Genomic DNA, 21,788 nt, shown 5'->3' on the forward strand with positions numbered 1-21,788 from the left:
GCGGGTGCGGATCCGCCTCGACATCGCCTACGACGGCACCCAGTTCCGGGGCTGGGCGCGGCAGCCGGGCCTCCGGTCGGTGCAGGGCACGCTCGAGGACGCGATCGCGCGCGTCCTCGGGGGTGAGCCGCGGCTCGTCGTGGCGGGACGCACCGATGCGGGCGTCCACGCCTCGGGACAGGTCGCCCACCTCGACCTCGACGAGGCCCAGCTCGCGCGGCTCACGGCTCGCCCTGCGCGGGGGGACGCGGCATCCGCCTCTCCGCCCACCCCCGCCGAGCGGCTCGCACCGCGACTGCGCGGCGTGCTGGGTGCGTATTCCGACGTCACCGTTCAGCGCACGGCGATCGCTCCCGATGGCTTCGACGCGCGCTTCTCGGCCGTATGGCGGCGCTACGAATACCGGATCGCGGACCGCATCGCGGGCTACGACCCGCTCGAGCGGCTGCGGACGACGTCGGTGCGCGCGGACCTCGACGTCGAGGCGATGGATGCCGCAGCCCGCAGTCTCACGGGGCTCCACGACTTCGCCGCGTACTGCAAGCCGCGCGAAGAGGCGACGACGATCCGGACGCTCCTCGAATTCGACTGGCGCCGCGCGGTGGCCGACGGCGTGCTCATGGCCAACGTCAAGGCCGACGCCTTCTGCCACTCGATGGTCCGGGCGCTCGTCGGCGCCTGCGTCGCCGTGGGCGAGGGGCGGCTCGACATCGAGGACGTCGCATCGATCCGCGACGGCCTCGAGCGCGTGCCCGAGGTGAAGGTCCTGGCGGCGCGCGGGCTCACACTCACTGCGGTCGGCTACCCCGAGGATGCGCTTCTGGCCGCCCGTGCGGATCAGACCCGCGCGCGCCGCGACCGGGAGTGACGCCTGCCGGGACCGGCGTTCCCGACGTGCGCCGGCCCCGGCAGAACTCCGATGCGTGGACGGTCGGTCCCCGCATATGGTCGGCGGCGGCGGGCACGATCGGCACCCCAGCCCGCCACCGCCGACACGGACCCAGACGTTCCCAAGTACGCCTGGGGCGCCCGCGCGGCCCAGCGATGATCGCCCCCACGATCGCCGCGGCCGCCTCCAGCCCGAAAGCCTGCGAGCGGCACAGCATCCGCCCCTTCGTCATCGCGCGGCACCGGGCCGCGAGCCCCCCATGACAAGCTCCTGAACCCCCAGCGACGATGCTCGAAAGCGCGGCGAGACGCTGTGCGAAGGGACGCCGGCGAGTGCCCGGGCCCCGGTCCAGCGACGGGCCCCCAGCCGGCGCTCGCGAGATCGGGTCTGCGAGTGCCGAAGTCCGGCGCTGTGGTGCGACTATCGCAGACCGCTGTCGCGACGAGGATGGACCGCGCCGCAATGCGCAATCGCAGTCCACTCTGCGCAGGCCTGTTCGCCGCAGCGCACCGAATCCTGGGGGTTCGTGGTGAACACCTCAGCGCTTCGTCAAGAGGACACCCGCAGGCAACGCCGTCGTCCTAATCTGGAACGAGCATGCTGAAGCTCATCTCGTACAACCTCCGCAAGCACAGGGCCGCGCGCGAACTCGCGGCCCTCGTCGAGCGGCACGGTGTCGACGTGCTGTGCCTTCAGGAGGCCGACACGACCGACATCCCCGAGTCGATCTCGGGCCTGCGGCTGGCCGACTCGACGCAGCGCAACCGGCTCGGCCTGGCCGTCTACTATCGCGACAACACTTACCGTGCCCAGGAGGTGCGGTCGATGGCGCTCAAGAAGTCGCTCCACGATCGCGTGCTCAAGCCCGCCGAAGAGCGGATGCTGGGCGTCCGGCTGTACGACATCGACCACAATCGCGAGTTCATCGTGGCGTCGTTCCACGCCGCTCCGCTCACGGCGCTCAACTCGCTGCGACGGCATCAGATCCGCACGGCGCTGACGGAGCTCGGCGGACTCGGCGAGGCTCTCCCGATCCTCATGGTGGGCGACTACAACTACCCCGTCTTCAAGGAGAACCTCGGGCAGAAGGTGCGCGAGCACGGGTACGAGCTGACGCTCAGCGACGCGCACACGTACACGCGCTACCGCTTCTTCCGCGGTCACTACGACTTCGCGACCTCGGTCGGCTTCTCGATCGACAAGGTCACGACCCTTCCGCAGGGCCTCTCCGACCACCTGCCGATCCTCGTGACGGCGAACCCCACGCCGAAGGCCAAGGCGGCGGGCGAGGAAGCCGAGATCGACGTCGCCTGACGGGTCGGTCAGGCCGATCCGCGCCGGCGCCGGATGACGGCGACGACGGCCAGCGCCGCGCCTGCGAGGAGCAGCAGCGCACCGCCGATCCACAAACCCGTCAGGGTGCCCGAGTCCAGGCCCGTGATCGGCAGGGAGCCGTCAGGGTTCGTGACGGTGACGGCGGCGGTCCCACCGGCCGAGGTGGGCGAGATGGCCTCGATGTTGTAGGTGCCCCGCGCGTCCGTGGGGAAGGTGATGTCCACGGCGGGGAGCGATCCGTCGGCCGCGGACGTCGCGTGGCCGCTCGCGGTCGAGATCGCGAGCTTGATCATGCCGATGACGGCGCCCCCGCCGTTCTCGCCGGTCACCGTGATCGTGACATCCTCGTCGGCCGAGAACGTGGCGGCGGCGCATTGGAAGCTCAGCGTGCCGCCGGGCGCGATCGTCGCGGGACTCGTCGTGCACGAGCCCGACGGAGGGTAGATCGTGTCGGCGCGCGCGGTCGGCGCTGCGATGTGGAGGAGAGCGGACACGACGAGGACGGCGGCGGCGAGAACCGTCGCCGATACGACGCTGCGAAGGGCACGAGACATGCTGCGGCCGAGTCTACGGCGTGCGCAGTCGCCCGCCAATCGCCTGCCGGAAGCGGTGCGGTCGAGTGCTGCCCGAAGAACGGAGCTAGGGGCGGCCCATTCCGAAGTAGGTCCAGCCGGCGTCGCGCCATGCGGCGGCGTCGAGGCAGTTGCGGCCGTCGACGACGATCGTGTTCGCGACGAGCGAGGCGGCGTGCTCGGGGGCGAGCTCGCGGCGCCACTCGTCCCACTCGGTCACGACGATGACGGCGTCCGCATCGCGGAGCGTCTCGTCGAGATCCTCGTTGTACGTCAGCTGCGGGTGCACGCGCTTGGCGTTCTCGATCGCGGCCGGGTCGGTCACGACGACGTCGGCGCCGAGACCCTTGAGACGCACGGCGACGTCGAGTGCGGGGGAGTCGCGGATGTCGTCGCTGTGCGGCTTGAACGCCGCGCCGAGGACGGCGACCTTCTTCTCGAAGACCGTGCCCCCCAGCGCGTCGACGACGAGCTCGACTGCCCGGTCGCGACGGCGCAGGTTGATGGCGTCGACCTCGCGGAGGAAGTTGACGGACTCGCCGCGGCCGAGCTCCTCGGCCCGGGCCGAGAACGCGCGGATGTCCTTCGGGAGGCAGCCGCCGCCGAAGCCGATGCCGGCGCCGAGGAAGCGGCGTCCGATGCGCGCGTCGTGCCCGATCGCATCCGCGAGCTGCGTGACGTCGGCACCCGTGACCTCCGCGATCTCGGCCATCGCGTTGATGAACGAGATCTTGGTCGCCAGGAACGCGTTCGCCGAGACCTTAACGAGCTCGGCCGTCGCGTAGTCGGTGACGATGAAGGGCGTGTTCTTCGCGACGGACGGGTGGTAGACCTCGCGCAGGATGTCGGCGGCGGTCTCGCCCTCCTCGCCGGCGGGGACGCCCGCGACGAGACGGTCGGGGTCGACCGTGTCCTGGACGGCGAAGCCCTCGCGGAGGAACTCGGGGTTCCACACGAGCGTCGCGCCGGTCGGGGTCACGCGCTCGGCGAGGTTCGCGGCCGTCCCGACGGGGACCGTCGACTTGCCCGCCACGATGTCGCCCGGAGCGAGGTACGGGAGGAGCCCGTCGACCGCGGCGTTGACGTACGTGAGGTCGGCGGCGTACCCGTCCTTCTGCTGAGGCGTGCCGACGCCGATGAAGTGGACCTTGGCGCCGGATGCCGCGGACATGTCGGTCGTGAAGCTCAGGCGGCCCGACGCGATGCCCTCTTCGAGGATCTCCTGCAATCCGGGCTCGAAGAACGGCGCGAGGCCCTTCGAGAGTGTCGCGATCTTGCTCTCGTCGACATCGATGCCGACGACCTCGTGTCCGATCGACGCCATGGCAGCGGCGTGCACCGCGCCGAGGTAGCCGCATCCGATGACAGAGAGTTTCATGGGTCTCCTCGTTCTCAACGTTCTCAATTCTGCCGGTATCGAGCGGTCGATCTCGTCGGGTGCCGTTCCGATTGTGCATCGGGACGACCGCGGGAGCGGACTCGGAGGATGGGGGCGAGAAGCCAGGGTGCTCGGAAGGCGAGTGCCTGGAGACCGTAGCCGGCGAGCAGGGCGACGGTCGTCACCGCGACCGTGACGGTGATGTTGACCACGGCGGGCCAGTCGGGGTCGACGAGTCCCAGTGCGTACGCGATCGGCGGGATGACGAGGATGTGAACGAGATAGATCGGCAGCGACGTACGGCCGATCGACGACACGAAGCCCAGCATCGGCACCTTGACGAGCTGTCTCGAGATGAGCAGTGCCGCAGCGACGGCGAGGCACTGACCCGCCAGCACGACGAACGGCACGCGTGACGCCCCGCGGAAGAAGAACAGCACCGCGACGATCGCTGCATAGCCGGCCACCGCGAAGACGAGGTGATGTGCCCGGGCGCGACTCATGGCGGCGATGATCTCGCGGCTCATGAGGACCCCAGCAGCGAAGAAGAAGAGGAGGGCGCCGATCCGGTCCCACGCGATCGTCGAGGTATTGACGACGCCCGTCGTGAACAGCGTCGACAGGACCGCCGCGGCGGTCAGGACGATCCACCGACGAAGTCGACGGACGAGTCTCATCACGATCGTGAACAGCAGGAGCGCGTACAGGAACCAGTACAGGCTCGCGGGAAGCGCCGGCAGCAGAACGAGGGACATCGGGTCGGTCGGCGCGATGTCGGTCTCGCGGGAGGGGAGCGCGGGGAACGCCGCGAACAGGGCGAAGCGCAGCACGGACCACAGGACGTAGACGTAGCCGAGTGGGAGCAGCCGCTTGAGCACGAGGTCGCGGAAAGAGCCGTCCAGGATGCTGCGCGCGCTGAAGATGCCGGCGATCAAGAAGAACGCAGGGAGCGGGAAGAGCTCGAGCGCGAGCTTCACGCGCCCGAGCGTCTGGTCGATTCCGACCGTGCCGAGGAACAGCGTCGCGTGGAAGTAGACCACGCAGACGATGGCCGCACCGCGCGCGAAATCCGCCCACCCGAGCCTGCCGCTCGTGATTCTCGGAAATGCGTCAGAGGTCATGGCCCATCCAGGGTTCGGATCAGTTCCCGCGCGAATCCGATGATTCGTTCGCGCGGGGAGTCCCGTGACCCCATCGGCGCAACAACTCTCGAGGCCGAGATTACGGAGCGCGACGGCGGCGCAGGCGCCGTTTCACCAACAATTAACAGACTTGAAATCCCCTCGGACGGCGGAGTCGCGTCGACGAAGCCCAGAGCGTGCCGAGGGGCGGTCCAGATCGACGGCCAGGATTAATTGGTACGAAACAGAGTCTTCATGTGAGGGGGATAGCGTCATGGCCATGCACACGAAGCACCACCTCCGGCCGCCACTCGCCCGGAGCCGAGGAGCCGCAGAGGTATGACGGCCAAGGGCCATCTCGTTGTGCGACGCAGCGCGCGGGGACGGCTCCAGATCCTCGGCGCGGTTCTCGCGGCACTCGTGCTCGCAGCCTTGACGACCGCCGCCCTGCTCGCGGTCGCCGAGCCGTCGATCGAACTCGCGGTCGCCCTTCCCGTGCTCGCCGTGGTGGGCGTCCTGGCGTTCGCGCTGCCCGTTCACACGCTTCCGGCCCTCGCGCTGGCCGTGCTGGCGCTCGTGCCGACGCGGCTCATCCCGAACGACGGACCGTTCAACGCGCTCCCGCCTCTTGCGATCCTCATGGGCATCTGGGTGTTCCGTCGCTTCGTGCTCGGCCAGCGCCCGCCTGGTGACGAGGCCCCGCTCCCGGATCACGATCGCATGGGCCCGCGCTTCGCCGTCTACGCGACCGCCGGACTGCTCGCAGTCTGGCTGGGGATCAGCACGGTCCTCGGCGGCATCAGCGAGACGACTCTCGGCTGGACGCTCAGCTTCGTCGTGAGCGTGCTCCTGCCGCTGCTCGTGTTCGATGCTCGAGCAGAGGCCCGATTGCTCGCGCGGGTGTTCCTCGTCCTCGGTGCGATCGTCGGCGGCTACCTCCTGGTGGAGGGGACGCTCGGCACCTCCCCGATCTACGGGCTCCTCGTAGGCGGCGGCGACGACTTCATGTTCTCGGTCTACCGTGCGCGTGCCGCGTTCTCCCACCCGCTCTTCGCCTCGGCGTTCCTCACGATCCCCGCCGCCCTCGGGATCGGCACGTGGCTCGTCTCGGGCCGGCGCTGGGCGCTGGTCTGCGGAGCGTTGGCGGCGGCAGGCGTCGTGATGACCGTGTCTCGCGGAGCCATCGCCGCGATCGGCGTCGCGGTGGGTTTCGCACTGCTGATCGGTCCCGTCTTCATCGGCTGGAAGAACGTCACCCGCTGGCTCCAGCTGCTCGGCATCACCGTTGTCGGCGGCGTGCTGGTCCTGAACTTCGGGCCCCTCGTCCAACGTGCGGGCTCGATCGAGTCGCAGCTGTCGGCGGGTGTGCGCGACCGCGCGATCGAGGTCGCGCTGCAGGCATCGCAGGTCTCGGGCTGGCTCGGCACGGGCCCCGGCACCTCCGGTGTGACCGGGCGCCTGTTCGACGACATCATCATCGAGAACTCGATGCTCCAGCTCCTGATCAGCGTCGGCATCCCCGGCCTCCTGCTCTTCCTCCTCCTGATGGCGTCGCTCATGTGGCAGGCATGGGTGCGAGGCAACCTCGGGATCGTCCTGGCGATCATCGCCTACGTCGTGGCGATCTCGGGCTTCAACTCCCTCGACGCCGTCCGCGCGATGCACGTCATTCTGGGCTTCCTCGTCATCATCGCCACGCACGGCGCCGCGTCCTTCGCCGACGCACCGAAGCCGATGCCCGCCTTCGCGCAGGCGAAGGCGAGCGAGCCGAGGATCCGCGCCACCATCTGACCATCGCACGCCAGTCCCGACGGTGGGGCGCCCCGACAGATCGAAAGGACTGACGTGACCTCCTTCGACCTTGCCTTCCGGCGGGCCCCGCGCCGCGGCGCGCTTCCTCGAGGAGCGTGCGCCGCATGACGTCGGTGCAGCCGAAGCGCGGGCTCGGGAAGATCGCGTCGCGCGGTGCCGCGGTCACCCTCGTCGGCCAGATCCTGCGCGTCACATTGCAGCTCGCGGGGATCGTCCTGCTGGCTCGCCTCCTCTCGCCCACGGACTACGGCGTCACCGCGATGGTCCTCGCCATCATCGGAGTCGGCGAGATCCTGAGGGACTTCGGCCTGTCGAGCGCAGCCATCCAGGCCAAGACGCTCTCGGTCGGTCAGCGCACGAACCTCTTCTGGATCAACGTCGGAATCGGCGCCGTGCTCACGACCATCGTCGCGGCGCTCGCCGTGCCGATCGCGGACTTCTACGGCGACCCGCGCCTCCTCGGGGTCACGCTCGCTCTGGCGCCCACATTCCTGTTCAACGGAATCGCGACGCAGTTCCGCGCCGACCTCAACCGCCGGTTCCGATTCGGGCAGCTCGCGGGCGTCGAGATCTTCGCTCAGGCCTGCGCGCTCGGCATCGCCCTCATGCTGGCGCTCTGGGGTTGGGGCTATTGGGCTCTGGTCGCGCAGCAGGTCATCCAGGCGTTCCTCCAGGTCGTCATCCTGCCGTTCCTCGCACGCTGGCTGCCGGGGCTTCCACGGCGCGGTGAGCCGATGCGCTCGCTCCTGACCTTCGGCGGAGGCCTCGTGACGGCTCAGCTCCTGGTCTACGCCAGCCGCAATGTGGACTCGCTCGTCATCGGTCGCATGTTCGGCGCGCAGAGCCTCGGCTACTACAACCGGGCGTTCCAGCTCATGCTGCTGCCGCTCAATCAGGTGAACGCGCCGTCGACCAGGGTCGCGCTCCCGACGCTCGCCCGACTGCAGGACCAGCCCAAGAGGTACGCCGAGTTCATCCTGTTCGGACAGACGATCCTCCTGAACCTCGTGAGCCTGATCCTCGCCTTCAGCATCGCGCAGGCTCCGGCCGTCATCTCGATCTCGCTGGGACCGCAGTGGGCGCCGTCCGTTCCGATCTTCCAGGTGCTCGCGATCGCCGGCTTCTTCCAGGCGGCCGCGTACGCGACCTACTGGGTGGTGCTCTCGCAAGGGCTGATGAAGCGGTACCTGACCTACACGATCGTGTCGCGGCCGCTCGTGATCGGGCTCATCGTCGTCGGCGCGATCTGGGGTGTCCAGGGGGTCGCGATCGCGTTCGCCGTCGGCAACGCGCTGCTGTGGCCGATCGGCTCGTTCTGGATCGTCCGCGGATCCATCGCACCGGCGCTGAGGCTCTTCCTCGGCTCCCTGCGAACCCTCGTCGTCTACGGGATCGCCGCGGCTGTCTCGTTCGCATCGACCATCGCGATCCCCGAAGAGCAGGCCATCGTGCGGCTCGTCGTCGGGTTCGTGACCCTCCTGGCAGCGCTCGCGATCGTCGCGCTCGTCTTCCCGCCCTATCGCCGGGATGTGCTCGCGATGGCCTCTGCTCGGCGCTACTTCCGTCGCACCCCTGCGGCGGCGCCCGACCCGACCACGACCACCCAAGAGGAGCGATGATGAAACTGCGTCGACTGTGGCGGCGGCTGCGCCGCGTGCCGCGCGAGGTCATCGACCGCACCGGATGGAGCGCCAGGCGATTCCGCCGAGCGCTCGTGGCCGCGGCCCCCGTGCCCGGCGCATCGCACCACGTGCTCATCGCACCTCCCGGCGCGGGCAACATCGGCGATCAGGCGATGGTCGAGGCGTTCGTCGCGGCGGCGGACCGTCCCGTCATCGTCGTGACGCGGAATCCCGACGACTTCGTGCTGCCCGAGGATCTGTCCGGGAACGTCCGCCTGGCCGCGCTGCCGAACCTGCTCTACGGGGACGGCGCCGGGCATTACGCCGACGTCCGCGAGCTGGGCGCGCTCCTCAACGGCGCGGCGACGGTCTCCATCGTCGGCGCGGACATCATGGACGGCGTCTACGTCCTGCGCCCGTCTCTGCGCCGCGCGAGCCTGGCCGAAGCCGCCGCCTCCCGCGGGTTCGACACCACCGTGGTGGGCTTCAGCTGGAACGGCGCGGCACCGCGGCCCGCGTGGGCCGCGCTGCGCCGCGCCGGCGCTTCGGGAGTGCGTCTGATGCTGCGCGATCCGGCATCGGCGGCACGGGTACGGGATGCCGGCATCGAGGGCGTCGTCGAGACTGCCGACATCGTCTTCACCGACGACCGCATCCTCCGTCCCTCCTCACCGCTGCGGGATCTGCCCCGTCCGTATGCCCTGGTCAACGCGAGCGGGCTCATCGCGCGCAAGGTGGATCAGGTGCCGGAGTATGCGGCCGTCGCGGACTGGCTCCGTGCGCGCGGGCTGCATGTCGTGCTCCTCCCGCATGTCGTGCGGAGCAGCGCGGACGATCTCGCGGCGTGCCGAGCCGTCTTCGAGGCGACCGGTCCGCAGGGCGTCACGCTCGTCGAGGAGACCCTTGCACCGTCCGTCATCCGGGCCCTCGCCGCCGACGCGAGCCTCGCGATCACGGGACGCATGCACCTTGCCGTCATGTCGCTGTCGAGAGGGACGCCGGCGATCACGCTCGCATCGCAGGGGAAGGTGGAGGGCCTCATGAGGCTCTTCGAGTGGCCGGAGCTGTGTGTCACGCCTCGAGCCGGCATGTCGGAGACCATCGTGTCCGTCGCCGAGACGGCACTCGACGGACAGGGACCGCGTGACCTCGTGTCGCGGGGCGCGGAACGGGCGCGGGCAGCTGCTCGAGCCAACATCGAAAGAATCGGCGCATTGGGAGACGTGTCCACGTCACGTCGCGCCGTCAATGAACAGGGGGCGCCGGCATGGGCGACACGAAGCGACGCGTCGGCGGGCTGATCCGCGCCGAGGTCGGCCGACGAGAGTGGGTCGACTTCGCGAAGGGGGCGGCGATCATCCTGATCGTCGCGTATCACACGACCCTTTTCCTGAACTCGATAGACATGGCGTCAGCGGGCACGGGGCGACTCAAGTTCGTTCTCGAGCTCTTCCCGATGCCGGCCTTCTTCCTCATCTCCGGCCTGTTCCAGTCGCGGGTCGGCAGCTGGTCCTTCGCGGATCTGTGGCGCCGACGACTGCGCCAGTATCTCTATCTGTACGTCCTGTGGTCGGTCATCCGATTCCTCTTCTACGCCGTCGCACCCAACGTGCGCTCCGACGGCGCCGGCGGCGCGGCCTCGGATCCGCTGGCCCTGCTTCTCATCCTGGTCTGGCCGATCAGCTCGTACTGGTTCATCTACGCGCTGTTCCTCTTCACGGTGGTCGTTTGGCTCTTCCGCAAAGCGCCGCCGTGGGTGCTGCTCGCGCTGGCGGGCGTGCTGTCGGTCCTCTCCTCGTCGGGGCTCCTGGACGCTCGCAACGTCGGCATCAACCGGATGACCGAGTACCTGCTGTTCTTCGTCATCGGCGCGTATTTCCACCGCCGGATCTACGACACCGTCGAGAAGGTGCGCCCGAGGTCCGCGATCGCCATCGTGCTCGGGTTCATCGCGATCTCGGCGGTCATCGTGATCGTCCCGGCCGTCATCCGCATCCCCGGTGTCGCGCTCGTCGGCCAGGTCGCGGCCGTCAGCGCCGGCTTCGCGCTCGCGTTCTACCTCGTTCGGCTCAGACCGCTCTCGTGGATCAACTACATCGGTGTCCGCACGCTCAACATCTACCTCGTCCACATCTACGTGATCGCGCTGCTGGTGGCCCCGCTCGCCCTCTTCCCGCAGCTCGACGCGATCCTGCCCGGACGCGGACTGATCCTCATAACGCTGCTGACGACGGCGGTCATCCTGCTCTCGATCGTCATCACGCGCTACCTGACCCGCATCTCGTGGCTGTTCGTGTACCCGTTCCGATCCCGGACGAAGCCCGCGGTCCCCGCGGACGGCGCTCGGCCGACTCGGACCCCCGCTGAACAGGTCGGGGACGATCCGCGTGGCTGAGCCGCGGCTGGGCTGGGCCGATGTCGCGCGTGGCGGCGCGATGATGCTCGTCGTGCTCGCCCACACGCTCCAGCTCATGGAGGTGGGCGGGTGGGAGCTCGGCTGGCTCGACACCGCGAACCTGTATCTCACGGCCATCCGCATGCCGTTGTTCTTCCTCGTCGCGGGCATCTTCGCCGCGCGCGCGATCCAGAGGTCGTGGCGCGCGCTGTGGGCGTCGCGCCTTGCGCTGCTGGTCTACGTCTACTTCCTGTGGATGCTGCTCCGCGCGATCTGGTTCAGCCTCGTGCCGTGGCCGCTCGGGGACGTCGAGCCGTGGCAGGCGTTCCTGCTGTCACCCCTGTGGCCGACGAACGGCCTCTGGTTCCTCTTCGCGCTCATCCTCTACATCGTCATCGGCAGGCTCACCCGTCGCCTGCCGGTCTGGCTCCCGCTCGGCGTCGCGGCGGTGATCTCGGGCCTCGCCGCCTACGATCTGATCCCCACCGGCGGGAATCCGGTCTGGCGCTCCATCGCGCTGTATCTGCTGTTCTTCCTCCTGGGTGCGCGGTTGAGCGATGCGTGGAAGTCCCTTGCCGCGCGGGCGGATCTCCGGCTGCTTGTGGCAGCCCTGCTGGCGATCCCTGCCGGAATCCTGCTGTTCGGGCTGCTCCCGGACTCCCTCGCCGGCCCGGCCCGAGTGTGCCTGTCGGTGGTCTGCGTCGCGGCCTGCATCGTCATCGCGGCGATGATCGCTCGCGTGCGGTGGCTCGCCGCACCCTTCATCGGCGTCGGCCGCAGGACTCTTCCGATCTACGTCACGCACGCGATGCTGCTGGCGGTGCTGGTTCCTCTCGTGCCGGCCGGCGTCACGTCGGCCGTCGTCGCAGCCGTCCTGTTCACGGCCGTCGCCATCGGCCTGTCGCTGGGCCTGAATGCCCTCCTCGGCCCGCTGGGCGGCGTGTACAACCTCCCGAAGCCGATCCGGCGTCGTCTGGAGCTGCGGCTGCGCACCGAGTAAAGTCTCTCCTTGACGTCGGGGTGTGCTCCCTTCGGACCCGGCATCGACCGTGTCGGAATCGACTCATCGGGGAGTCTCTCATGGACGTTGTGACCGTGTTGGTCATCGTCGGCTGCGTCCTGGCCGTCTGGACCGTCTGCGCCGTCGTCGGCGGCTACATCTTCGGCCGCGTGGCCGTCGCCGCAGAGCACGAGCGAGAGCTTGCGGCCTTCCGTCGCGAGGAAGCCGTGCGCGACCAGGTCGGTGCCGCGGAACAGACAGCCCCTCAGTCCGACGTCATATCGGCCTGAGGGTCGCCGGGGTCTTACTCAGTACGCCCCTTCGCTCTTCAAGACGGCCTTGACCGTCTTGAGGAGGATGGTCAGGTCGCCGGTGAGGGTCCAGTTCTCGACGTAGAAGAGGTCGAGACGGACCGTCTCATCCCAGTCGAGGTCGCTGCGCCCGCTCACCTGCCAGAGACCCGTCACGCCGGGCTTGACGAGGAACCGGCGGTGGACCGTGTCCGCGTACTGACGGACTTCGCGCTCGAGCGGCGGCCGCGGCCCGACGAGGGCCATGTCACCGAGGAAGACGTTGAACAGCTGCGGGAGCTCGTCGAGGCTGAACCGGCGCAGGACCTTCCCCACGTTCGTGACGCGGGGGTCGTCCCGCATCTTGAACAGGATGTCGTTCCCACGGTCGCGGTCCGCCGACTTGGACAGTTCTTCCAGGCGTGCCTCGGCGTCGATGTACATCGAGCGGAACTTGAGCATGGAGAACTTCTCGCCGCGCAGGCCGATGCGCTCCTGACGGAAGAGGACGCCTCCGGGGCTTGAGACCTTCACGGCGGCCGCGACGACGAGCAGGACGGGTGCGAGCAGGAGGATGAGGGCTCCACTGGCGAAGATGTCGAACGTGCGCTTCGCGTAGAGCTTTCCGCCCGCGTATCGCGGCGTCTCCACATGCACGAGCGGGAGACCCGAGACGGGGCGGGTGTGCAGGCGCGGGCCGCCGATGTCGGTGAGGCTCGGCGCCACGATGAGGTGCTGCTGACCCGGCTCGAGCTGCCAGCTCAGCGAGCGGACCGTTTCGGTGCTCAGCTCGTTGGCGCTCGTGATGAGCACGGTGTCCGCATCGACGCGCGTGAGCGCATGGATCACGTTCGACACCGATCCGGAGACGGCGATGTCCGTCCCGGGTATGTGATCCGCCACGCGACCGGACGACGTGCAGGCCCCGACGACGTAGAGGCCTGCTGCAGGCGTCTTGCGGAGGTCGCGCGCGGTCGAGGCGATCGACTCCTCCGAGCCCACGAGGAGCACGCGGTTCGACATCCGGCCGGCCTTCCGCTGAGCGACGAGCCACTTGCGCCACACCCAGCGGCTGAGGACCAGGACGCCGATCGTCGCGCACAGGCCGAAGGCGAGGACGAAGTGGAGGCCCGTCAGCTGGAAGACATAGGCCACCAGTGCGGCCGTCGTGAACGCCAGGAACGTCGATTGGACGATCGCCCGGTACTCCTGGCTGCCGACGCCCACGACGCGCGCGCTGCGGCTGCCCGAGAGCGACAGCAGAAGCCAGATCGCGATCGCGATCGCGGCGATGACGACCCAGATCGTCACGTCGCTCGGCGCTTCGTCGACACGCAGCGTCCACGGGTGCGGGACGAGGAAGGTCACCACCGCGAGAGCGAAGGTCGTGAGGACGACGTCCGACACGACGAGCGCACGTGCATACCGGCGCTCCCAGCGAAGGGGCCGTGTCGCCGCTGCGGCGCGCAGCGGTGAGGGGATCGCACCCCGATCGTCGTCTAGTGCAACGGTCGCTGCCATCCGATGAACACCTCCGAGGCGGAATCGCGGTCTCGGAAACGGCAGGAGAGCGCGACGAGAGTGTTGCTCTCCGTCGCGCCCGAGGGACGGTCATCAGCCATCTTGGTCGCTCCGTGCCAACTCGTGGTTACGACGCTGTTACGAACGGGGCAACAGCGAGTCCGACGGGGTCGCGGGCAGGTTCGGGTCTGTCACACTCGAGACAGCGCGGCAACGGGTGCTCGTCTGGAGTATGCCGGTAACCACCGCGCAACATCGCTTCAGTAGGGTCCCGACAGAGCGCCGAATGGATTGCTCGGGAACTGAAAGGGCTCGCATGACCATCCTCGTGTCCGCGGTGGGGCAGTACGACAACGTCGGCGACACCGTGCTGCGTCGAGGATTCCTCGACCACCTGCGAACCATCGCCCCCTTGCGCGTCTACGTCGGGGACAAGTCCGACGACTACATCAGCGGCCTGGGCCTGCACCCCGACGACACCCCCGTGCGCGACTCCAAGGAGTGGCGCCGCGCCGTGTCGCGGCAGCTGCTGAACGGGGACGGCATCTACGCGTTCGACACCGGCGAGGCCGAGGTGCGTGCCGCATTCGCGAAGCGCTACTTCCGCATCGCGCCCCTGCTCGCCGTGAACCGCTTGCGCGGGGGCGTCGCGGTCCAGCTGGGTGTGGGCGTCCGCGAATCGGCCGGCTGGCGGTATCCGATCGCGGCGATCCTGAGGCTGTGCCACATGGTGTCGTGGCGCGACTCGATGAGCCGCGAGATCATGGGCTTCGGCAAGGTCACCCCCGATTGGGCCTTCGCCCTCGGCTCGCCCGATGAACTGCTGCTCGACGCAGACCGGCCGCGGCCGCGTCTCGCGATCGCCTACCGGCAGGGGCTCAGTCACGCGCCGCGCGAGAAGCCGACGGCCGAATGGGTCCAGACGATCAGCTGGGTGGCCGAGCAGCTCGGTCTGGAGCCGATCGTGGTCGCCCAGATCGAGCGGGACGGACCCCTGGCCAAGGAGCTCGCCGATCAGCTGGGCTGCGAGGCGCTGACCTGGCTCGACGACAACCACGCGCGCCAGGAGGAGCGGCTGAGGGCGGTCTATCGCGAGAGCGCCGTGATCCTGAGCGACCGCCTCCACGCGGTCGTGATCGCGGCGACGGAGGGGGCTGTTCCCATCGCCCTCAGCGCGGGCCCGCTGGACAAGGTGACGCGCACCCTCGAGGGCGCCGGCATCACCGGGACCAGCATCCCGCGCGGCCTGTCGGATCGCGATGAGGTGCTCGCGGCCGTCCAGGGCGCCCTCGGCCGCCGCCCGGAGATCATGGCGGCGATCGCCGAGACGCGGTCGCAGCTCGCAGCGCTGACCGACCGGCTGCGGACGGTCGCATCGCGCAAGGGCCGCACCCGGTAGCGGCACGGCCGTCGCCCGTGGCGCGGACCCGTGTCAGCGGTCCGCGGCCCGGAGGATCGCGTGGTGCGCTCTGACGCTCGTCTTGGCCGTCGCAGCGAGCGTGAACCGCTTGAAGTCGCGGTCGCGGGCGAAGCGCCAGACATCGGACAGCGAGAGGGCTTCACGACAGCTCTTGAGCAGCTCGGCGCGCTCCTGCCGGTCGTACGAGGCGACGAGCGCATCTTTGATGCCCGAGAGATGGACGTAGCGCGCTCGGAAGTACCGGTAGTCGGGGCTGTCGGCGAGCCCGAGTCGCTCGACGTTCTCGGCGACGGCCGCATCGATGATCGCGAGGGACTCCGCCCGCCGCGAGTTCGACGTGATGATCGACCCGGACCGAAGCCGGTAGTCGTACACGGACCGATCGAGGAAGCCGACTCGCCCGGCCCGTGAGAGGGCGTCCGCCACCATGATCAAGTCGGACTGGACCCGCGCCGGGGCGAACGTGCACCGGGCCATGAGTTCGCGACGGAAGAGCTTGTTCCACAGATGGCCGGTGATCCCGCCGGTGAGCAGCATCTGGAAGGCGTCGCGTCCGTCGACGTCGGGCGAGGCGGGGGCCCTGAGCGGTCTCGTCGAGGCGCCTCCTCCGTAGACGAAGGTCGCACCGGCGACGGTGACATCGAGATCGCCCTGCCGAGCGCGGGCGACCAGCTGTTCCAGCGCCGTCTCGGGCCACGCGTCATCGGCATCCACGAACCAGAGGTACTCCCCTCGGGCCTCCTGGGTGGCGCGTCGACGCGCGCGGGCGACGCCGGCGTTCTCGGGCTGGATCACGACGCGCACTCGGGGTTCGGCCGCGGCCAGCTCGAGGGCCAGCTCAGCGCTGCCGTCCGTCGACCCGTCGTCGACGATGATGATCTCGATGTCGTCGAGTGTCTGCGCGACGAGCTGATCCACGGCGGAACCGAGGAACTCCGCGACGTTGTAAGCCGGGATCACGACGCTCACGATCGGGTTGCTCATCGGCATGCCCGGCCTTTCAGGTGGTGGATACGGTCTCGGGCCTGCGCCTCGGCTCGAGGGCGTCGAGCCAGATCTCCTCCACGACCGGGAAGACGGCGGTGGCCGAGAATCGCGACTCGAATCGATCGAGTCCGCGCTGAGCGATGCGCTCCCGCTCCGCGTCGTCACGCATGACGCGCCCCAATGCCGCCGACAGCTCCCGCACCGATCCCGGTGCGACCAGCACGCCGCAATCGTCGGACAGGACCGGACCGATGCCGCCCACCGTCGTGGAGATGACGCAGGCTCTGCGCGCCATCGCCTCGAGGATGAACATCGGCATGGCCTCGTCGCGCGACGGCAGGACCGCGACCGCGGCCTCGTCGAGAAGCGCCATGAGCGCGTCGTGCTCGAGGCTGCCTCGGAACTCGGCATCCGGAAGACCGCTGTCGACCAGCTCGGCTTCGCGCAGCGGGCCGGCGACGATGAGCTTCCAGCCGTTGCGCTCCTGCTCGCGCCAGGCCGCCTGCAGCACGTCGATGCCCTTGCGGTGCGAGACGACCCCGCCGAAGACGACCGTGCGGGTCTTCTCGACGGGTCGCCCCGGGGGGATCGCGTTCGGGACCAGCGTGACGATGTCGGCGCTGACGTGGCGCCGGCAGATCTCGCTCGTCTCCTCGGAGAGGGTGATGACGCGGGTCGATGCCTTGAGGACCTTGCCGACGCGGTCGGGACTCGTCCGCTCGTACGCCGCGAACTCGCTGCCGTGCAGGTGCGCGATGACGGGGAGGCCGCAGCGGCGCGCGTAGCGGGCGACCAGTCCCTCGCGGATGAACGAGCCGCGCTCCGAGAGATGCACGACGATGACCGCGCGCTCGCGCGACCTGCGGATCGCCCTGATCCTGCGCAGGGCGCCGACCAGACGCTTCGCCGACGCGACGTGGTCTCCCGGATCCCCGCGCGACGGGATGACGTCCACCGTCACGTTCGGGAAGGGCCAGCGCAGATAGGCGTTGACGACCTGGGTCATGCCGCCGGGAATGTCGCCTGCTCGTCCGACGTGGTAGACCGTCGGGCGCGTAGCAGCTGCCATCAGGCGTCACTCCCCGAGAGCAGCGCGACGACGTCGGATCGCACCTGCGTGAGGCGTGCGCGAGCCGGGAGCAGGTGCTCGAGCATCTCCTCGCGGCTTGCGGACGCCTTCGCGAGAGCCGCGCGGATGTCGTCGGAGGAGAGTCCCGTCGTGTTGAGTCCGACGTCCTCGACCCCGATCGTGTCGAAGTGCCTCGAGATCTTGTCGGAGTCGTCGAGCTGCAGGCCGACCGGTGCGGCGCCCTCCGTGTAGGCGGCGATGATGACGTGCAGGCGATCGCTCGCGACCACCTGAGCTCGCCGGTAGAGCGCGCGCAGCCGGTCCTCCTGCTCCCGGTGGCCGGACAGCACCGGCCACTCCAGGAGGTCGGCGCCGAGGTCGGCGGCGAGGCGGCGAGAGCGGTCGTTGTCGACCGAGACCTGCGTCACGACCCACGGCTCGAGGCCGGACTCCTCGATGAACGACCGCACGCCGCGAAGCCACGTCTCGTCGGGGTAGGGCCGAGGGGCGACCTCGACATCCTCGCGGAGGGAGATCGCGAAGACGTTGCGGCTGTCGTCGAGCATCGCCGCACGGATCGCCGCCTCGTCCAGGCCCTCCGCGAAGCCCAGATCGGGCATCGCGGGGCCGAAGCCGAGGTAGTCAGCAGTGCGGACGTCTCGCCAGCGCGTGTAGTTGCTCAGGGCATTCGACGGCCACATGATCGCGCGGGGGATCGGCGCGAAATTGCGCGATCCGGCGCCGACTCGGCCGACCTTCCCGCCCCGGAGGCGCACGAGGCTCACTGCGGGGAGCATCGCCACGTGCTCCTTCATGCCGGCGAGCGTCAGCTGGACTTCGCCCGGCTTGTAGATCGAGCTCGCCCGACCTTTCGCGGCCGACTTGACGAGCTCGGCGTACCACGTCGCGAAGCTGCGGTGCACTTCGTCGCCCTCGCCGATCCCGAGACCCTCGTCATACCCGTCGGGCGACTCTCCGACGTAGATGTGGAGGCGGCCGGCCTCGCGCGCCCAGTTCAGCAGGGGTCGCCGGAGGATGATGTCGCCGATGTTCTCGTATTGTCCGCGCCCCACGGCGAAGACGTCGCGTCCTGAAGTCACTGCGCTGCTCATCCCCTGTATCCGACCGTGTTGCGCACGGCCTTGCCGTCGACGATCCGGCGCTGAGCCGCATATCGGATGACATCGGCCGTGAGATCCGGTCCGTCGACTGCGATGCCGATCCCCGTCGCGTTGACGTACTCGGCGATCTCGGTCTGGTGGTCGTCGACGTGCTCCTTGCGTGCGGCGCGGCGCACGACCTGGACCGGATAGATCCCCATCCCGAGGAGCTCGAGGAGCGTCCCCACCCCCGCGTGCGCGACGACGACATCCGCCTCGGCAGCAGCCTGGGCGAAGTCCGCCGGGCTCATGTAGTCGTGCACGGTGCCGGGGAGCCTGTCGTCGCGAGACGTGTCACCCAGCTGCCACACGGTGTCGGCGTTGGCCAGCCCCGTCGCGAGGAACGCGTCGATGACCGAATCGAACCGGTAGCCCTGGAAGGTGCCGAGCGTGACGAAGATGCGCAGCGGCTCCTGCGCGGGGAGCACCGTCTCGCTCTGGAAGTCCTCGAGGACGCTCGGGTACGGCTTCCACCGCCCGCCCGCCCAACGGGCGTGCTGCGTCCGCAGGTCCAGTCCCGGGATGCGCTGCATGAGGCGGCCCGTCGTCGACGGTCCGTGCACGCGGCACACGCTCTCGATGAACGTGCTCGGGATGCCCGACATCGCGCAGGCGGCCAGGGCCGTCAGGGCGATCGACGAGCCCGTGCTGATCGCGGCCGAGAACTGCTCGCTCCGCACGAGCGAGCGGACGACCGGCCCCACCTTGAGCACGCTCAGGGGATCGCGGGCTCCGACGTAGGGAAGGTGGTGGACCCGTCGTCCCTCCAGCTCCTGCCTGCTCTGCGGAGTGTCGAACGTCACCCACAGGGAGTCTTCGTGGATGCCGAGCCGCGACTCGACGCGCAGGAGCTCTGACAGGTGGCCGCCCGTGGAGCACACGAGGACCGACTTGCCGCCGGCTCCGCGGATCTCAAGGGGATTCGATTCGCTCATCGCCGGTGCGCCTTCTCACCGGGCCAGCTCGGGGACGCGCGCCGCGAAGAACTCGTCCACGAGAGCCTTCGTGGAGCGGATGTTCCCCCGGCTCGAGGCGCCGAAGACGATCGACTCGATGTTCGGCTGCTCGCTGATCCACTGGATCGCCTCGCGCGGCGCGATCGCGCCCGACGCGAACACCGACATCGCGACGGCGCGGAAGCGCCGCGTCTCGAGCGCCTCGAGGTAGGCGTCGATCCCGCCCGACATGCGGAACCCGATCTTGTTGATGTTGGAGCAGACGATGGGGTTCTCGATGCCGGCGGTCTCGAGCGTGTCGAGGAGCATCGGGAGGTTCATCGTGATGAAGCCGGGTTCCGCGTTGTAGCGCTCCTTGACGTGGCGCGCGAAGATCGTGAACGCATCGGTGAAGCCGAGCCCCAGCAGGAGGTCGACCACGACGTTCTGCAGCCAGATCACCGGCGTCGACAGGCCGCGGAACATCGCCATCTCGGCATCGATGAGCAGAGTGATGATGCCCTCGATGTCCTTCTTGGCGATCGACATCCCGCCGCGCATCATCGCATTGACCATTCCCTCCTCGGGAAGGAACTTGCGCACCGCGCCGACCATGCCGTACTCGGTCACGGCGTCCGCGTACTTGTGCGCGTACGGCATGCCCGGGTAGAAGGTGAAGTCCTTGTAGCGATCCGGGTTGGCTCGCACGTGATCTGCGATCTCCGCGATCCTCGAGTGCGTCGTGCACATGAACGTCGTGATGCCCTCGTCGTAGGCATCGTCGAGCACGGAGATGATCGCCGAGAGGTCCTGGAAGCGCATCGCCTGAGCGCGCGCCTTCTCCTCCGACATGTGGTTGACGCCGAAGAACTGGTTGTCTCCGAACAGCAGTCGGTCCATCGTCTTGGTGGTGCTCATGCTCGCCTCCTCAGCAGGCCGCGCTTAGCCGGTGCGGCCGGTTCTGCGCGCACCGCCGTCTCGTCCAGCGTCGCGGGCCCGGCCGCGGCGTCGATCGTCATCAGCTCGAGCACTCGATCGGTGACCGCGGCGCTCGAGAACTGGTTCTCGCCCGCCGTCGCACCGCTCTCGACGCGCTTGACGAAGTGGTCGAGCTGTGCGCTGTACTCCTCGCCGCGGAGGTAGAACCACTGCGAGTCGGTCAGCTCGGTCGTGTACTTGACGTTCCAGCCGGGCCGATAGCCCTCGAGGGGCGGGGCGGTGTCACGGAGATAGACCTGGCACTCCTGACGGTCGGCCTTGATCTTGCCGGCCGTGCCCGTCAGGGTGACCTGGGTCGTCATCTTGCGGTACGACTCGTCGGACCAGTTCACCGACACCTGCGCGCTCAGCCCGTCCTCGTAGTAGAGCGTGCTGAAGACCTCGTCGTCGGTGTTCTCCGAGAACACGCTGCCGAGGACCGTTCCGCCGACTCCCTGGGGTCCGCCCAGGTACCACGTGAGCAGGTCGAGCGGGTGGGCGGCGTAGTCGTAGAGGCAACCGCCTCCCTCCGACTTCTGGCTCCGCCAGGTCGATCCCTTGGGGCGCAGCACGACGGGGCCGTAGGCCTCGACCAGCGCATGCGTCACTCGGCCGATGGCGCCGGCATCCAGGAGCGACTTGACCTCGCGGAACGCGCCCACGAAGCGGTTGTGATATCCGACCTGCGTGACGACGCCCTTCGCCTCGGCGAGATCGCCGAGCTCGCGGGAGTCGTTCGACGACAGGCTCAGGGGCTTCTCGCAGAAGACCGCAAGGCCGCGCTCGATCGCCGAGCGGACCATCGACGCGTGGAACCTCGTCGGCGTCGCGATGATGACCGCGTCGAGCTCGACGGCGTCCATCGCGTCGTCGAGCGACCCGAACGTGCGGACGCCCGTGTACTTCGAGAGCACGTCGAGGATGTACGTGGTCGAGTCGACGACCGCCTCGACGCTCACCATCGGATGTGCGCGGATCATCGACAGATGGGACATCCCCATCTTGCCCAGTCCCACGACAGCGACTCTTATCATTTGGCAGTACCTCGTCTCGGCGCTTTGAATCGGCACCAGCACCGTCGCTGGGGTGTGGTCGCCGAGGATCGAGGAGCTGCCCTCAGAAGGGGACGATCGCGCGGTGCCACACCTGGCCGACAGGGGCCATCTCGTCGTGAGGAGGCGGTCTTCGCGCACACGGCTGCATGCGTCCTGAAACGACTCCGGTACACGGGTCGATGGACGTCTGCGGCCTCTCGCCACACAGTAGCGCGGGCTCTCCGGGCCACAAGGCGGCTTTACGCGGAG

General features: G+C 69.0%; 19 protein-coding genes. 9 read left to right on the top strand and 10 right to left on the bottom strand.

Annotated elements, in window-relative coordinates:
* Nucleotides 1-4 precede the first annotated feature (4 nt).
* Together truA and ABZ477_RS08665 are read left to right on the top strand one after the other, a co-directional pair.
* Nucleotides 5-868, top strand: a complete 864-nt coding sequence (gene truA / locus ABZ477_RS08660) for a tRNA pseudouridine(38-40) synthase TruA (protein ID WP_360130933.1) — start codon at nucleotides 5-7, stop codon at nucleotides 866-868.
* 621 nt (nucleotides 869-1,489) lie between these two features.
* Entirely contained in the window at nucleotides 1,490-2,203 is a 714-nt protein-coding gene (locus ABZ477_RS08665) for an endonuclease/exonuclease/phosphatase family protein (RefSeq protein WP_360131093.1), read from the top strand.
* Nucleotides 2,204-2,211: 8 nt separating this feature from the next.
* On the opposite strand, the gene ABZ477_RS08670 is transcribed toward ABZ477_RS08665, so the two are convergent.
* From ABZ477_RS08670 to ABZ477_RS08680, 3 genes are all read right to left on the bottom strand, one after another.
* On the bottom strand, nucleotides 2,212-2,778 hold the full coding sequence (locus ABZ477_RS08670) for a cell wall protein (RefSeq protein WP_360130936.1): 567 nt from the start codon (nucleotides 2,776-2,778) through the stop codon (nucleotides 2,212-2,214).
* An 85-nt stretch (nucleotides 2,779-2,863) separates the two neighbouring features.
* Entirely contained in the window at nucleotides 2,864-4,174 is a 1,311-nt protein-coding gene (locus ABZ477_RS08675; protein WP_360130939.1) for a UDP-glucose/GDP-mannose dehydrogenase family protein, read from the bottom strand.
* Between the two features lie 23 nt (nucleotides 4,175-4,197).
* Entirely contained in the window at nucleotides 4,198-5,295 is a 1,098-nt protein-coding gene (locus ABZ477_RS08680; protein WP_360130942.1) for an acyltransferase, read from the bottom strand.
* 339 nt (nucleotides 5,296-5,634) lie between these two features.
* On the opposite strand from ABZ477_RS08680, the gene ABZ477_RS08685 reads away from it, so the two are divergent.
* From ABZ477_RS08685 to ABZ477_RS08710, 6 genes are all read left to right on the top strand, one after another.
* On the top strand, nucleotides 5,635-7,086 hold the full coding sequence (locus tag ABZ477_RS08685; protein WP_360130945.1) for a hypothetical protein: 1,452 nt from the start codon (nucleotides 5,635-5,637) through the stop codon (nucleotides 7,084-7,086).
* A gap of 125 nt (nucleotides 7,087-7,211) precedes the next feature.
* On the top strand, nucleotides 7,212-8,726 hold the full coding sequence (locus ABZ477_RS08690) for a lipopolysaccharide biosynthesis protein (RefSeq protein WP_360130948.1): 1,515 nt from the start codon (nucleotides 7,212-7,214) through the stop codon (nucleotides 8,724-8,726).
* The gene (locus tag ABZ477_RS08695) at nucleotides 8,726-10,030 is read left to right on the top strand and encodes a polysaccharide pyruvyl transferase family protein (RefSeq protein WP_360130951.1); all 1,305 of its coding nucleotides are present in this window, start codon (nucleotides 8,726-8,728) and stop codon (nucleotides 10,028-10,030) included. Before ABZ477_RS08690 ends, ABZ477_RS08695 begins: the two co-directional genes overlap by 1 nt.
* Complete coding sequence (locus ABZ477_RS08700; RefSeq protein WP_360130954.1) at nucleotides 9,997-11,124, top strand: acyltransferase family protein; 1,128 nt, start codon at nucleotides 9,997-9,999, stop codon at nucleotides 11,122-11,124. Before ABZ477_RS08695 ends, ABZ477_RS08700 begins: the two co-directional genes overlap by 34 nt.
* Nucleotides 11,117-12,124, top strand: a complete 1,008-nt coding sequence (locus ABZ477_RS08705; protein ID WP_360130957.1) for an acyltransferase family protein — start codon at nucleotides 11,117-11,119, stop codon at nucleotides 12,122-12,124. Before ABZ477_RS08700 ends, ABZ477_RS08705 begins: the two co-directional genes overlap by 8 nt.
* A gap of 80 nt (nucleotides 12,125-12,204) precedes the next feature.
* The gene (locus ABZ477_RS08710) at nucleotides 12,205-12,414 is read left to right on the top strand and encodes a hypothetical protein (protein ID WP_360130960.1); all 210 of its coding nucleotides are present in this window, start codon (nucleotides 12,205-12,207) and stop codon (nucleotides 12,412-12,414) included.
* Nucleotides 12,415-12,432: 18 nt separating this feature from the next.
* Here ABZ477_RS08710 and ABZ477_RS08715 read toward each other — a convergent pair whose 3' ends face one another.
* Complete coding sequence (locus ABZ477_RS08715; RefSeq protein ID WP_360130963.1) at nucleotides 12,433-13,935, bottom strand: sugar transferase; 1,503 nt, start codon at nucleotides 13,933-13,935, stop codon at nucleotides 12,433-12,435.
* A 316-nt stretch (nucleotides 13,936-14,251) separates the two neighbouring features.
* Here ABZ477_RS08715 and ABZ477_RS08720 point away from each other — a divergent pair, with 316 nt between their 5' ends.
* Nucleotides 14,252-15,334 (top strand): polysaccharide pyruvyl transferase family protein, encoded by a 1,083-nt coding sequence (locus tag ABZ477_RS08720; protein WP_360130966.1) that lies wholly within the window; start codon nucleotides 14,252-14,254, stop codon nucleotides 15,332-15,334.
* 33 nt (nucleotides 15,335-15,367) lie between these two features.
* On the opposite strand, the gene ABZ477_RS08725 is transcribed toward ABZ477_RS08720, so the two are convergent.
* From ABZ477_RS08725 to ABZ477_RS08750, 6 genes are read right to left on the bottom strand one after another with little or no spacing between them, the layout of a single operon-like run.
* Nucleotides 15,368-16,339 carry a glycosyltransferase gene (locus ABZ477_RS08725; RefSeq protein WP_360130968.1) on the bottom strand — a complete coding sequence of 324 codons (972 nt, stop codon included), beginning with the start codon at nucleotides 16,337-16,339 and terminating at the stop codon, nucleotides 15,368-15,370.
* A 16-nt stretch (nucleotides 16,340-16,355) separates the two neighbouring features.
* Nucleotides 16,356-17,411: a glycosyltransferase family 4 protein gene (locus tag ABZ477_RS08730; protein WP_360130971.1), complete on the bottom strand. Its 1,056-nt coding sequence runs from the start codon at nucleotides 17,409-17,411 to the stop codon at nucleotides 16,356-16,358.
* The gene (locus ABZ477_RS08735; protein ID WP_360130974.1) at nucleotides 17,411-18,523 is read right to left on the bottom strand and encodes a hypothetical protein; all 1,113 of its coding nucleotides are present in this window, start codon (nucleotides 18,521-18,523) and stop codon (nucleotides 17,411-17,413) included. The genes ABZ477_RS08730 and ABZ477_RS08735 overlap by 1 nt, the downstream gene beginning before the upstream one ends.
* A complete protein-coding gene (locus ABZ477_RS08740) occupies nucleotides 18,520-19,506 on the bottom strand; it encodes a glycosyltransferase (protein ID WP_360130977.1) in 987 nt (328 codons plus the stop codon). The genes ABZ477_RS08735 and ABZ477_RS08740 overlap by 4 nt, the downstream gene beginning before the upstream one ends.
* 15 nt (nucleotides 19,507-19,521) lie before the next feature.
* Nucleotides 19,522-20,424, bottom strand: a complete 903-nt coding sequence (locus tag ABZ477_RS08745) for a hypothetical protein (RefSeq protein ID WP_360130980.1) — start codon at nucleotides 20,422-20,424, stop codon at nucleotides 19,522-19,524.
* Nucleotides 20,421-21,518, bottom strand: coding sequence for a Gfo/Idh/MocA family oxidoreductase (locus ABZ477_RS08750; RefSeq protein WP_360130983.1), 1,098 nt, complete (start codon nucleotides 21,516-21,518; stop codon nucleotides 20,421-20,423). The genes ABZ477_RS08745 and ABZ477_RS08750 overlap by 4 nt, the downstream gene beginning before the upstream one ends.
* Nucleotides 21,519-21,788: the final 270 nt, after the last annotated feature.

The sequence above is a fragment of the Microbacterium sp. NPDC019599 genome (assembly GCF_040632175.1).
Lineage (GTDB): Bacteria > Actinomycetota > Actinomycetes > Actinomycetales > Microbacteriaceae > Microbacterium.

Bases quoted from the DNA above. Each gene is read 5' to 3' on its own strand.
- ABZ477_RS08670 (WP_360130936.1), bottom strand. From the start codon at position 2,778: ATGTCTCGTGCCCTTCGCAGCGTCGTATCGGCGACGGTTCTCGCCGCC.
- ABZ477_RS08675 (WP_360130939.1), bottom strand. From the start codon at position 4,174: ATGAAACTCTCTGTCATCGGATGCGGCTACCTCGGCGCGGTGCACGCC.
- ABZ477_RS08680 (WP_360130942.1), bottom strand. From the start codon at position 5,295: ATGACCTCTGACGCATTTCCGAGAATCACGAGCGGCAGGCTCGGGTGG.
- ABZ477_RS08685 (WP_360130945.1), top strand. From the start codon at position 5,635: ATGACGGCCAAGGGCCATCTCGTTGTGCGACGCAGCGCGCGGGGACGG.
- ABZ477_RS08690 (WP_360130948.1), top strand. From the start codon at position 7,212: ATGACGTCGGTGCAGCCGAAGCGCGGGCTCGGGAAGATCGCGTCGCGC.
- ABZ477_RS08695 (WP_360130951.1), top strand. From the start codon at position 8,726: ATGAAACTGCGTCGACTGTGGCGGCGGCTGCGCCGCGTGCCGCGCGAG.
- ABZ477_RS08700 (WP_360130954.1), top strand. From the start codon at position 9,997: ATGGGCGACACGAAGCGACGCGTCGGCGGGCTGATCCGCGCCGAGGTC.
- ABZ477_RS08710 (WP_360130960.1), top strand. From the start codon at position 12,205: ATGGACGTTGTGACCGTGTTGGTCATCGTCGGCTGCGTCCTGGCCGTC.
- ABZ477_RS08715 (WP_360130963.1), bottom strand. From the start codon at position 13,935: ATGGCAGCGACCGTTGCACTAGACGACGATCGGGGTGCGATCCCCTCA.
- ABZ477_RS08720 (WP_360130966.1), top strand. From the start codon at position 14,252: ATGACCATCCTCGTGTCCGCGGTGGGGCAGTACGACAACGTCGGCGAC.
- ABZ477_RS08725 (WP_360130968.1), bottom strand. From the start codon at position 16,339: ATGAGCAACCCGATCGTGAGCGTCGTGATCCCGGCTTACAACGTCGCG.
- ABZ477_RS08730 (WP_360130971.1), bottom strand. From the start codon at position 17,411: ATGGCAGCTGCTACGCGCCCGACGGTCTACCACGTCGGACGAGCAGGC.
- ABZ477_RS08735 (WP_360130974.1), bottom strand. From the start codon at position 18,523: ATGAGCAGCGCAGTGACTTCAGGACGCGACGTCTTCGCCGTGGGGCGC.
- ABZ477_RS08740 (WP_360130977.1), bottom strand. From the start codon at position 19,506: ATGAGCGAATCGAATCCCCTTGAGATCCGCGGAGCCGGCGGCAAGTCG.
- ABZ477_RS08745 (WP_360130980.1), bottom strand. From the start codon at position 20,424: ATGAGCACCACCAAGACGATGGACCGACTGCTGTTCGGAGACAACCAG.
- ABZ477_RS08750 (WP_360130983.1), bottom strand. From the start codon at position 21,518: ATGATAAGAGTCGCTGTCGTGGGACTGGGCAAGATGGGGATGTCCCAT.